The sequence below is a fragment of the Vibrio sp. R11-SG3-ISO3-SZ genome (assembly GCF_059834345.1).
The window spans coordinates 1-12,990 of sequence record NZ_JCBDGX010000067.1; the positions used below are offsets into that span (position 1 = coordinate 1).

Here is a 12,990-nt window from a genome sequence, read left to right on the forward strand (position 1 = left end):
ACGGCTACCAAATCTCGACTAACTGGTTCAAACCATTCTACTTCTTCGAAAACGGCTCGTTTATCTCTTACCAAGGCTACATTGACTACCAATTTGGTATGGAAACAGATAAAGGCTACGCGACTGCTAGCAATGGTGGCGCAATGTTCAATGGTATTTACTGGCACTCAGACCAGTTTGCTGTAGGTTATGGCTTAAAAGGCTATAAAGATATCTACGGCATTAAAGATACAGATGGATTTAAGTCAACTGGCTTTGGTCACTACTTCGCAGTTACTTACAAATTCTAAGTTAACAGCTATTTCATAGCTAAATGGCGCCAATCGGCGCCATTTTTATTGGCATTCTCGCGGCCAATCCGTATCCTTGCCTCAAATCCTTAACCCTTTGCTTGATGATGAATATCGTGATTCTCGGTCCTGGTGCGATTGGTACCTTGTGGGCCCATGCGCTCTATCGAGCGGGGCACGCTGTCTCGGTCTATTCACGACATGACGTAGTGAGCCTATCCCTTTGCCTAGATGGTGAATCTCTAACGTTCGCCAACAACCAACCTGACCGCTTAGTCAATGCCGACCTTTTGTTGGTCACACTCAAAGCCCCTCAGGTATGTGAGGCTCTGTCGCCACTCCGAGGCCTCCTTCACCCCGATACCATGATCATGCTGATGCACAATGGCATGGGTAACGCAGAGCAAGTACAGACCTGGCTACCCAACAATCCTTTACTGCTGGCGACCACCACGCACGGCGCTTTGCGCAGCGACGGTGGGTCAATTCAACATACCGGCCAAGGGGAAACCTTTATCGGTGCTGCGAATCTTCGCGGTCAAGCGTGTGGCTTTCTGGCCGAGGTGCTCAACCACGCTTTTCCAACAACCGCATGGCACCCAGACATCGAACAAGCGTTGTGGCTGAAACTTGCGATTAACTGCGCCATCAATCCGCTGACGGCTTTAGAAGATATTCGCAATGGTGACCTGGCCCGAGACGATCTTCAGGCAACCATTGCCGAGATCGTCAGTGAAGTGCATAGCGTCATGCATGCTAAGGGCTACACCATCACTCAAAAAGAACTGTTCGAGAAGATCAATGGCGTGATTGCCAACACCGCTCGTAACGTCTCATCCATGCATCAAGATATTGTGCATAAAAGGCACAGCGAGATAGACTTTATTACTGGATACCTCCTCAAATGGGCGGCGCACTACGGGCTAACCACACCGATGAATCAACGCCTATACCAAGAGATAAAACAGAGAGAACAGAGCTGGAAAGATGACTAAAAAAGTACTGATCCCCATCGCCCCTGGTAGCGAAGAAATGGAAGCGGTCACCATCATCGATATGATGGTACGTGCCGGCTATGATGCCGTGGTGGCCAGCGCCGACTTTGATGGTCATCTGACCATGATTGGCTCACGCGGCATCCCACTCACGGCGCAATGCACACTGGTTGATGTGGCAGACGATGAATTTGACGCCGTCATCCTACCCGGTGGCGTTGGAGGCAGCGAGGTCTTTCGCGACAGCACCGTTTTGGTCGAGATTGTGCGCCAGCAGATGTACGAAGGTAAGTTGGTCGCAGCCATTTGCGCCGCGCCTGCGCTCGTTCTGGTTCATCATGGCTTGTACACCGATGCGCTGATGACCTGTCACCCTAGTTTCTGGCCGATGATTGATGAGCAGAGACGCCGTGTCAAACGCGTCACCTACGACATCAATCACAATCTAATGACCAGTCAGGGACCGGGCACAGCGTTAGAGTTTGCAATGGAAATCATCATTCATCTCTCTGGAAAAGCCCATGCTGCCACAGTTGCCGAGCCGATGGTCACGATTCCGACCCTGCAATATCACAAATTGGGTGAAGCGTAATGAGGGAAACCGCTGAGATCATTGGCCAATTTCCAGCACTCAACCAAGACGTGAATGGGCAGCGTTTGGTCTACCTTGATAGCGCGGCGACGACACAAAAGCCACAGTGCGTCATCGATACATTAAGCCGTTACTACAGTCAACAAAACGCCAATGTCCATCGTGGTAGTCACCGTTTAACGGCTCAAGCGACCAGTGAATTTGAAGCAGCCAGAGCTCACATCGCTGAGTTTATTGGCGCGCAGAGTCCGGCGTCCATTATCTGGACACGTGGCGCAACCGAAGCGGTCAACCTAATCGCTCAAACCTATGCGCGCAGCACTTTGTCTCCGGGCGATGAGATCTTAGTCAGCGAGCTGGAGCATCACGCCAATATCGTACCGTGGCAAATTGTCGCCGAGCAAACGGGCGCGAAAGTGGTGAAAGTGCCGATGACGCCGCAGTGTCAATTTGATCTTGCAGCCTTTGAATCACTCCTTTCAACGCGCTGCAAAATTGTCGCGTTAGCGCACGTCACCAACGTAACGGGCACGCGTCAACCGGTTGAAACCGTGATTGAGAAAGCCCATCAAGTGGGCGCGATCGTGGTGGTCGATGGGGCACAAGGTATTGTGCATGAGCCGGTTGATGTCGAGCGCCTAGGCGCTGACTTTTATCTCTTTTCCGGCCACAAGCTGTTTGCGCCCGCAGGGATTGGGGTACTGTATGGCAAACTCGATCTTCTCAACGCTATGCCCCCTTGGCATGGCGGCGGAAAAATGGTCGAAAAAGTCTCCTTCTCTGGGACGACGTTCAGCGAGCTACCGGGGAAATTCGAAGCCGGCACCCCCAATGTCGCTGGCGCGCTGGCGCTCAGTCGCGCAGTGGCCTGGCTTGAAACGTTCAATCTCTCCGACGTTGAAAAACATGTACGCGCCCTCGCCCGTCAAACCAATGAAAGGCTCTCAGCGCTACCTGATGTTAAAGTGCTGGGTTATCAAGACAACGCCTCGGTGGTCTCTTTTATTGTTGAGGGTGTGCATCATCAAGACGTCGCGACCTTACTGGATCAACAGGCGATTGCGGTGCGCGCCGGAAACCACTGCGCACATCCTTTGATGGACGCTTTGAACGTCTCAGGTACGATTCGAGCCTCCTTTGCCCTCTATAACCAGCAGGATGATGTTGATCGATTGATTGAAGCCGTAGAAAAAGCACTGGATATGCTTTAGAGCGGCGCGATGCACCGACAAAAAAGCGCCTTGCTGAATGTTCGGCAAGGCGCTTTTTAATTCGTTCAGTGCTCAATCGCGCTGACAGTTACAACTCATCAAACGCTTCAATCGCTTCAGACAGCTTTTTCACACCATGGATTTGCATGCCTGCAATCCCGCCTTTAGGCATGTTCGCAGCCGGCACGATCGCTTTTTTAAAGCCGTGCTTAAACGCTTCGTTCAAGCGCTCTTGACCACTGGGCACCGGGCGAATCTCCCCCGCTAACCCGACTTCTCCAAACACCACAACATCTTTAGGCAGTGGGCGATCTCTAAAGCTGGATAGCAGCGCCATGACCAAGGCGAGATCGGCACTGGTTTCGGTGACTTTGACACCGCCGACCACATTAACAAACACATCTTGGTCAGCCATCTGCAGTCCCCCGTGCTTATGCAGCACAGCAAGTAGCAGCGACAAGCGGTTCTGCTCAAGACCCACCGCAACACGACGTGGATTGGCCAACTGGGAGTAATCCACCAGCGCTTGTATCTCAACCAACAAGGGTCGTGTGCCTTCCCAGACGACCATGACGGAACTGCCTGAGGTTTCTTCTTCACCGCGCGACAAAAAGATGGCTGAAGGGTTACTGACTTCTTTTAGCCCTTGCCCTGTCATGGCAAACACCCCCAATTCATTGACGGCGCCAAAGCGGTTCTTGTGACTGCGCAGCGTTCTAAAACGGCTGTCGGTGCCGCCATCGAGCAACACAGAACAGTCGATAATGTGCTCAAGCACTTTAGGGCCTGCGAGTGTGCCATCTTTGGTAACGTGGCCGACAATAAACACCGAGACGTTGTTTTGCTTAGCATAACGGGTCAGCGCGGTGGCAGACTCCCTCACCTGAGCGACGCTGCCCGGTGACGACTGCACATCCGAAACGTGCATGACCTGAATCGAGTCAATCACCATGATTTTGGGCTGTTCTTGCTCCGCGATCTGGCAGATGCGATCGACGTTTGTCTCCGAAAGCATTTTGAGGTTGTCTTTAGGTAGCCCCAAGCGCGACGCGCGCATTGCGACTTGCTGCAAGGACTCTTCCCCTGTGACATAGAGGGTTGGCATTTGCGATGCTAAGTAACACATGGTTTGCAGCAGCAATGTCGACTTACCTGCGCCAGGATTGCCGCCGATCAAGATCGCGGCACCTGGGACGACACCACCGCCCAACACTCGGTCTAGCTCTTTGAAACCGCTGGTAAAACGGGGCACTTCTTGTAGATCAATCTCAGACAATGTCTGTACTTTGGTTTCAGCGGCGTTGCCCGCGTATCCGCTCAAGCGCTCGTTACGCGCCGCGGCTGGCGAGGCGGCTAAACGCACCTCACTGATGGTATTCCAAGCGCCACAAGCATTGCATTGCCCTTGCCATCTTGGGAAATCTGCGCCGCAGTCGTTGCACACGTAGGCTCTTTTTGCCTTTGCCATGGTTCCTCACCTGCTATTGTGTGACCTTATCAATTCGAATCTGGGTCACTTTATCTTGATTCGATGTAACATATCATTAAAGATCGTGTTATCAAGGTCGATAGAGAATAATTAGGTAGATCTAACCATAAAATATGCAGCAACAGGAAATCCTTTCAATCGCTGAGCGGCTCATTGCCGCTTACCACTCACAAGACTTTGAGTACCTTCTTGCCCAAATGACAGAAGGAGAGCCTCCGTCGGTCAAAATATTGGTCAAAATGGAGCTCAATAGAGTGATGGCACCGTGCACCAAACCAGTGGATTTGAGAGGGCGGGTCAAAGGTGAGTGTCGAGAATACAAGCTTGATGGACTGCGCCACTGGTTAGATGATGTCGCCTTCAACGCTTATCACAAAAATGTGCGTAAGTTTGGCGGCTATACCGAAGGCGTGTGGGAAGCGCTGTCCAACACACACAACAACTTTCGTGTTATGCAAAAGCGCGGCAAGCCCATCGGCACGGAAGTGCAAGCCAAAAGCAGTGCACTGGAAGTCGAGCCGATTAACTTAGGCTATGACCTGAAGCGCAAAGAGAATCGTCTGCGTCTTTCCTCCCAAATCGAGCTCAATCTCGCCAAAGGACAACTGGTTCACGGCGTCACCGTTGACCTCTCTCCTTCAGGGGCCAAGTTTAAAGTCCCGTCTGCGTTTGACTATAAGCTGGGTGAAATTGTCGAGGTACGCTTTGTAGAACTCGCCCAGAGCTCGGAAGTAGAGGCCATTCACTCTGCGTTTAGCTATCGGATTGTTGGTATCGACGAGTCTTACGAAAACGATGCAGTGAAGTTTCTGCGTACCATCATGCTCGACGAAACCCAAGCCATCGAAGCGATCATCGCAGAATGCCTCAATAACGACAGTAAAAAAGCCCGTCACGATAATCAAGATAAGATCATCCGCGCTCGCTCTCGAGGTTACGAGCACACTTATCTCAAACACACCTGCAATCTGCCGGTCTTTTTCAGTGGTGACGAGCTCAAACTGGTGTTGATGACGGAGAACAATCAGCCGATTTGGCAGTACTGGCACGACGAACGTAATCAACAGGCGCTCACCAGTTTGTTTAATAAACAGCGCATGAAACAGCTGACCACTCCGGGTATGCGCGGCAGCAGTAACGTACTTTACTCCTTCACCCATGACCATCAAGGCAAGCAGCTGTTTTTCTCGATGATGATGCCGGAAGCGACGCGCGAACAGCGACAGTTGTTTTGGCATGTGGGCGCGAAAAAAGAGAGTTGGCGAGCGTTTCGCCTCTCTGTGTTTGAGCTGGATGATGAAGAGAAAAGTGAACTGTCTACACACTCGACCGAGCTTGGTCTTGAGCCCAACACCTTGACGCACTGCGGCATTTTACAAGAGATATCAGACAGCAGCAGTCGCAATGACTACTTGCTGACGGATAAGCCGCGTCTTGCCAGCAGCGAGCTCAACCCGTTTCGCCACACTCGCAATCCTGAATCAAACCCCGCTTGCCTCTATTTTGATGCCAAATCCCGTCGCAAAGAGCCGAGGTATCAGTTTCAATCGCCTTTGCAACTGAAAACCGCCGATGGCCAGCGTCACGCTGGGGTTACGTTAGATATCTCCAAGCATGGCGCGAGCATTGCACTCACCTCACCTTGCGGGTTAAAAGCGGGCGATCTGTGTCATGTCGACTTTAGTGAATTAAAGCTTTACGATAAAAAACTCCCGCTTGATGAAGTGCCGTATACGGTGATACGCATCAGCCCTGGCGGCAAGAGGATGCAACTGGCGATCATCGAAGAGCGCCAGACGATGAAGACTATTGCCTTCTTTGGCTCGCTGATTGATCACAACCAAAATAAATTAGTCGCCAAACAAGAGCTACTGCCCAGTAATGCCCTGCTTGAAGGGTTGCACGATATTTTGTTGGATAAAATGGTCAGCTCACCGCTGTTTTTTGAAAAACGCGGCCCGAATCTGCGCCCACGTGTTATCGGGGTCAACTATCCTTTGCCTCCTTACCTTGGACTCCTGGCTAAGCTTGGTGAAGAGAAGAACTTTTCTCTCGAACCTATCTACAAAGGTCGCACCAATACCCTTATCGCCCAACCGATGCGCCGAATCGAAGGTGCTGAACCTCAATATCATGAGATCTACTTGAGTGCGGCAAAGTTTGGTACGCGCATTCAGTCAATCGAATCGAAGTTGGTCAGCGAATTTGAAACACTGAAAGATCGTATTCGCTTCGTCAAACAAGCGATGTCAATTGGCGAATTTTACGCCCTGAGAATTTGCGCTGCGCCCGTGTTTGATCCTATGACCGCACTGGTACGCACTGACTTAGCCGAGCTTGCTAACATCAGCCTCCACAAGGCAAAAAGCTTAGAGAAAGAGATCGGTACCATCGTCGGTTACGGTGAGCTAAGCGACATCACAGAAGAAGTCCTGATCCGCCTTGAGCTCACGCGCTAATCCGCTCTTTCGCTTGATCCCATCACCCATCACCCAACATAAAAAAGCCCACTCGAAGGAGTGGGCAATGAGGTTGTCAATTCGGCTCTTATCACTGAGCCTATTGTCGAATCAAACGATTAGGCGTTTTCAGCGATTTTTGCGTGCAGCTCTTGTACAGAAGTGACCGATGCACATGCATCCGCGGTGTGAGACATGCACGTTGCAAACGCTGCGTTTAGCGTTGTGGTGTAGTTCACTTTCTCTGCCAATGCGCCACGACGAAGTACTTTTGAGTCTTCAATCGCTTGGCGACCTGCCGCCGTGTTAACGATGTAGGTGTACTCATTGTTCTTGATACGGTCAAGAATGTGAGGACGACCTTCGTGCACCTTGTTCACCAAGCGAGGGTTGATACCCGCTTCACCAAGAATCACTGCAGTGCCGTGCGTCGCATCCAACTGGTAACCGAGTTTTACTAGCTTAGACGCTAGGTCAACCACGCGTTGCTTATCGCCTTCACGAACAGAAAGAAGCGCTCGGCCACCTTCTGGGTAGACGTTACCACAACCCAATTCTGCTTTCGCATACGCTTCAGCGAATGTCGCACCCACGCCCATGACTTCGCCAGTAGAGCGCATTTCAGGGCCAAGCAGTGGGTCGACGCCAGGGAACTTGTTGAATGGCAACACCACTTCTTTCACTGAGTAGTATGGTGGGATGATCTCTTTGGTAAAGCCTTGAGACTCTAGAGATTGTCCAGCCATCACACGTGCCGCGATTTTCGCCAGTGGAGCACCCGTCGCTTTTGACACGAATGGTACGGTACGCGCAGCGCGAGGGTTAACTTCGATGAGGTACACTTCGTTGTCTTTCACAGCGAACTGCGTATTCATCAAGCCGCGAACACCCAACTCGAACGCCAACTTCTCAACTTGCTCACGCATCACATCTTGAATCTCTTGACTCAAGGTGTAAGCCGGTAGAGAACACGCAGAGTCGCCTGAGTGAACACCCGCTTGCTCGATGTGCTCCATGATACCGCCGATCACAACGCGCTCACCGTCACAGATGGCATCCACGTCGACTTCCGTTGCGTCATCAAGGAAGCGGTCAAGTAGGACTGGAGATTCGTTCGATACGCTGACTGCTTCGTTGAAGTAACGACGCAAGTCTTGCTCATCGTAGACGATTTCCATCGCGCGGCCACCCAGTACGTAAGATGGGCGAACGACCAATGGGAAACCGATGTCTTTCGACTTCTCGATCGCTTGTTCCATTGTGGTGACTGTCGCGTTTTCTGGCTGTTTTAGACCTAGACGCTCAACCGCTGCTTGGAAACGCTCACGGTCTTCTGCACGGTCAATCGCATCTGGGCTGGTACCGATAATTGGCACACCTGCCGCTTCTAGCGCTCGTGCGAGTTTCAGTGGCGTTTGACCACCGTATTGAACGATCACACCTTTTGGCTTCTCAACACGAACGATAGACAGAACATCTTCCAACGTCACAGGTTCGAAGTAGAGACGGTCAGAGGTATCGTAATCGGTGGATACTGTCTCAGGGTTACAGTTAACCATGATGGTCTCGTAACCATCTTCGCGAAGGGCAAGAGAGGCGTGTACACAGCAGTAATCAAACTCGATACCTTGGCCGATACGGTTTGGACCGCCACCCAGCACCATGATCTTGTCTTTGTCAGTCGGGTTCGCTTCACACTCTTCATCGTAAGAGGAGTACATGTACGCTGTGTCAGAGGAGAACTCCGCCGCACAGGTATCTACGCGCTTGTAAACAGGGTGAATATCGAACTGATCGCGCAGACGACGAATTTCGCTTTCAGACACACCAAGCAGTGCTGACAAACGCGCATCTGAGAAGCCTTTACGCTTCATCACACGCAACACGTCTTCGGTTAAGCCAGCAAAACCGCCTGCTTTAACTTGGTTTTCTAGATTAACGAGTTCTTCAATCTGAACTAGGAACCAACGATCGATGTTGGTGAGATTGAATACGCCTTCTACCGACATGCCTGCACGGAATGCATCAGCGATGTACCAAATACGCTCAGCGCCCGCTTCTTTGAGTTCGTGACGAATGGTGGTGAGTGCGTCAGGCGCATCAAGATCAACCATTTCGTCAAAGCCATTCACGCCAACTTCAAGGCCACGAAGTGCTTTTTGCAGCGACTCTTGTTGGTTGCGGCCAATCGCCATCACCTCGCCCACAGACTTCATCTGAGTCGTCAGACGGTCGTTCGAACCGGCAAACTTCTCGAAGTTAAAACGAGGAATCTTAGTCACGACGTAATCGATGGTAGGTTCGAATGATGCTGGCGTTGCACCGCCCGTGATGTCGTTTTGTAGCTCGTCAAGGGTAAAGCCAACCGCCAGTTTCGCGGCAATCTTAGCGATTGGGAAACCTGTTGCTTTAGACGCAAGCGCAGACGAGCGCGATACACGTGGGTTCATCTCGATGATAACCATACGGCCATCTTTCGGGTTGATACCAAACTGTACGTTTGAACCACCTGTCTCAACGCCAATTTCGCGCAGTACCGCTAGAGAGGCATTACGCATCAACTGGTACTCTTTATCAGTCAAAGTCTGTGCGGGTGCGACAGTGATGGAGTCACCGGTGTGGATGCCCATTGGGTCGAAGTTCTCGATAGCACATACGATGATACAGTTGTCCGCTTTGTCGCGAACCACTTCCATCTCGTACTCTTTCCAACCGATCAGTGACTCATCGATGAGAAGTTCGTTAGTTGGCGACAGGTCTAGGCCACGACGACAAATCTCTTCGAACTCTTCTTTGTTATAAGCGATACCACCACCCGTACCACCCATAGTGAATGACGGACGGATGATACAAGGGAAGCCCACCATATCGAGCACTTTGTACGCTTCTTCCATGGTTTTCGCCGTGTCCGCGCGAGGACACTCAAGGCCGATAGACTTCATCGCTTTATCGAAACGTGAACGGTCTTCCGCTTTGTCGATAGCATCAGCGGTTGCGCCGATCATTTCTACGCCGAACTCAGCAAGCACGCCATGTTTTTCAAGGTCTAGTGCACAGTTCAGCGCTGTTTGACCACCCATTGTTGGTAGTACGGCATCCGGGCGTTCTTTCTCGATGATCTTGCGAACCACTTCCCATTGGATTGGCTCGATGTAAGTCGCATCGGCCATGTCTGGGTCAGTCATGATGGTCGCAGGGTTAGAGTTAACAAGGATGACTCGGTAACCCTCTTCACGCAGTGCTTTACACGCTTGTGCACCAGAGTAGTCAAACTCACATGCTTGACCGATAACAATCGGGCCTGCACCTAGAATTAGAATACTTTTTAAGTCAGTACGTTTTGGCATTCTCTACTACTCCGAATTAAGCGATGTTTTGCGTGTCTGAAATAGACTGTTTGATCAGTTCGATAAAATGGTCAAAGAGCGGCGCCGCGTCGTGTGGACCTGGGCTTGCTTCTGGGTGACCTTGGAAGCTAAATGCTGGCTTGTCAGTACGGTGGATACCTTGTAGAGAGCCATCAAATAGTGACACGTGAGTAGCACGTAGGTTCTCAGGGAGTGTCGCTTCATCTGCCGCGAAACCGTGGTTCTGAGACGTGATCATCACAACGTTACGGTCTAAGTCTTTCACCGGGTGGTTAGCACCGTGGTGACCAAACTTCATCTTCACTGTCTTCGCACCAGAGGCAAGAGCAAGAATTTGGTGACCAAGACAAATGCCAAAGATAGGTAGGCCTTTTTCTAGGAAAACCTTGGTCGCTTCAATCGCGTAAGTACACGGTTCTGGGTCACCAGGGCCATTAGATAGGAATACACCATCTGGGTTGAGTGCCAATACCTTTTCTGCACTGGTCTCTGCAGGCACGACCGTTAGACGGCAGCCACGATCAACCAACATACGTAGGATGTTACGCTTAGCGCCGAAGTCGTACGCGACAACGTGGTAAGGCAGCTCGCTCTCTGCTTTCGCTTCTGGCAATCCACTTTCTAGCGTCCAAGAACCTTGATTCCATACGTACGCTTCTTTGGTTGACACCACTTTGGCCAAGTCCATACCTTTTAGGCCAGGAAACTCTTTTGCTTTCGCTAGCGCTAATGCCTGATCGAGATTGTCACCCGCGATGATACAACCGTTCTGAGCGCCCTTCTCACGCAAAATACGCGTCAGTTTACGAGTATCAATATCCGCAATGCCGACAATGTTTTGCGACTTTAGGTAATCAGAAAGCGTTTGTTCACTACGGAAGTTTGATGCGATAAGAGGAAGATCGCGAATCACAAGGCCTTGTGCATGAATTGAAGAAGATTCTTCATCTTCGGTATTGGTACCGGTGTTACCAATATGTGGGTAAGTAAGGGTGACGATCTGCTGGGAATAGGAAGGATCAGTGAGGATTTCTTGGTACCCCGTCATCGAGGTATTAAAAACAACTTCACCAACGGACGACCCATCTGCTCCAATGGAAACTCCGCGGAACACTGTCCCATCTTCTAGGACTAACAGTGCTGATTTACTCAAGACAACCTCCAGAATAAAAATGCAAAAATAATAAATTTAACTGCAAATTTGCCTTCCTGTGCGCAATAAAAAAGCGGTTTTAGGTATTTCAGACAAATTGGCGGTATTCTAATGAGGCCTGTGACATGTGTCAACACACACGTAAAAAAACACCGAAACTTTAGGGGTCTTTAGACAAAAAACAGCCCAAAAGGCCTAAAATAACAACTTTTGTAAATGAGTAATCGATTTCAATTCAAAAAACTCAAAATCTCTCTTTGTGTCACCTGTATCAGATCACACTTTTTTTCTTCGCTCTTACGCAAACGATCAACATCGGAAGCAAATACAAACTTTAAAGACATTAAAGACAAAACCAACACCAAGCCACGAAAATAAACAATAAAACTTAAAGAAAAAAGAGCATAGCCTGAAGTTAACTCATTCTCTTTCAACGCACATATATAAAAAACGCCGGGCAAGCCCAGCGCATAATTATTTATTTACAGTTCATTGAGTCCTAGGACATCCGTCATGGTATAAAAACCTGGGGATTTTTGGCTAAGCCAGACGGCAGCTTTGACCGCACCATTGGCAAAGGTCATTCTGTCCGTCGCTTTATGAGTGATCTCTACACGCTCACCAATATCAGCAAACATCGCCGTGTGTTCGCCGACAATATCGCCTGCGCGAATGGTGGCAAAACCGATCTCATCTTTGGTTCGCTCGCCGGTAATACCTTCACGAGCATACACAGCAACATCGCTGAGCTGGTTACCCATAGCGCCAGCAATGGCTTCTCCCATACCAATTGCGGTACCGGAAGGCGCATCCACTTTATGACGGTGGTGCGCTTCAACGATTTCAATGTCGCAGTAATCGCCCATCACTTTGGCTGCCTTTTCAAGCAGTTTGAACACAAGGTTAACCCCAACAGAGTAGTTAGGCGCCATCACGACAGGAACGCTCTGAGCAATCTCATCAATAGTCGCTCTCTCTTGCTCACTAAAACCAGTGGTGCCAATCACAATGCTTTTGCCATGCTGACGGCAAAGTTCTAAATTCGCTAGCGTGCTCGCCGGTGCCGTAAAATCGATAATGACATCAAAGTTGTCGATCTCTTTGGCAAGATCATCCGTCAGCACGACATCAAATTTGCCCTCTCCGCACAGTTCGCCGACATCGACACCCACCAAAGAAGATTCCGGACGCTCGGATCCTGCACCAACACGGGCGTCTTGATTTAAAAATGTCGCTCTGACTAAGTTACGACCCATTCGACCGGCCGCACCCGCAACTGCAATTCTGACCATTGCAAAAAACTCCTTGGTTCTTGTTCCATTTGTGCCAATAAACTATCAACAATCTCGGCTTGAAACCAGTATTAAAACTCTTGAATGACACGCTTTAGAATCAGGTGCTGTTCATGCCACCTGTTGAGTAGTGATTAACCT

9 protein-coding genes are annotated in these 12,990 nt (G+C 50.3%); 5 read left to right on the plus strand and 4 right to left on the minus strand.

The window, feature by feature from the left end:
* The 4 genes from AC6R1O_RS08780 to csdA form a co-directional block, all read left to right on the plus strand.
* On the plus strand, positions 1-290 hold a 290-nt coding region (locus AC6R1O_RS08780), incomplete at its 5' end, for an outer membrane protein OmpK (RefSeq protein WP_500656880.1).
* 107 nt (positions 291-397) lie between these two features.
* Positions 398-1,285, plus strand: a complete 888-nt coding sequence (gene panE, locus AC6R1O_RS08785; protein ID WP_500656882.1) for a 2-dehydropantoate 2-reductase — start codon at positions 398-400, stop codon at positions 1,283-1,285.
* Positions 1,278-1,877, plus strand: coding sequence for a DJ-1 family glyoxalase III (locus AC6R1O_RS08790; protein WP_500633938.1), 600 nt, complete (start codon positions 1,278-1,280; stop codon positions 1,875-1,877). Before panE ends, AC6R1O_RS08790 begins: the two co-directional genes overlap by 8 nt.
* A complete protein-coding gene (csdA, locus tag AC6R1O_RS08795; RefSeq protein WP_500633939.1) occupies positions 1,877-3,088 on the plus strand; it encodes a cysteine desulfurase CsdA in 1,212 nt (403 codons plus the stop codon). The genes AC6R1O_RS08790 and csdA overlap by 1 nt, the downstream gene beginning before the upstream one ends.
* Positions 3,089-3,176: 88 nt before the next feature.
* Here the strand turns inward: csdA and radA are convergent, their stop codons facing one another.
* Positions 3,177-4,556, minus strand: coding sequence for a DNA repair protein RadA (radA, locus tag AC6R1O_RS08800; protein ID WP_500626524.1), 1,380 nt, complete (start codon positions 4,554-4,556; stop codon positions 3,177-3,179).
* A gap of 134 nt (positions 4,557-4,690) precedes the next feature.
* Here radA and AC6R1O_RS08805 point away from each other — a divergent pair, with 134 nt between their 5' ends.
* Positions 4,691-7,036, plus strand: a complete 2,346-nt coding sequence (locus tag AC6R1O_RS08805) for a PilZ domain-containing protein (protein WP_500633940.1) — start codon at positions 4,691-4,693, stop codon at positions 7,034-7,036.
* Between the two features lie 119 nt (positions 7,037-7,155).
* On the opposite strand, the gene carB is transcribed toward AC6R1O_RS08805, so the two are convergent.
* From carB to dapB, 3 genes are all read right to left on the minus strand, one after another.
* A complete protein-coding gene (carB, locus tag AC6R1O_RS08810; protein ID WP_500631756.1) occupies positions 7,156-10,383 on the minus strand; it encodes a carbamoyl-phosphate synthase large subunit in 3,228 nt (1,075 codons plus the stop codon).
* Between the two features lie 16 nt (positions 10,384-10,399).
* Positions 10,400-11,557 (minus strand): glutamine-hydrolyzing carbamoyl-phosphate synthase small subunit, encoded by a 1,158-nt coding sequence (carA, locus tag AC6R1O_RS08815; protein ID WP_500656881.1) that lies wholly within the window; start codon positions 11,555-11,557, stop codon positions 10,400-10,402.
* A 482-nt stretch (positions 11,558-12,039) separates the two neighbouring features.
* The gene (gene dapB, locus AC6R1O_RS08820; RefSeq protein WP_334554362.1) at positions 12,040-12,849 is read right to left on the minus strand and encodes a 4-hydroxy-tetrahydrodipicolinate reductase; all 810 of its coding nucleotides are present in this window, start codon (positions 12,847-12,849) and stop codon (positions 12,040-12,042) included.
* Between the last annotated feature and the right edge of the window lie 141 nt (positions 12,850-12,990).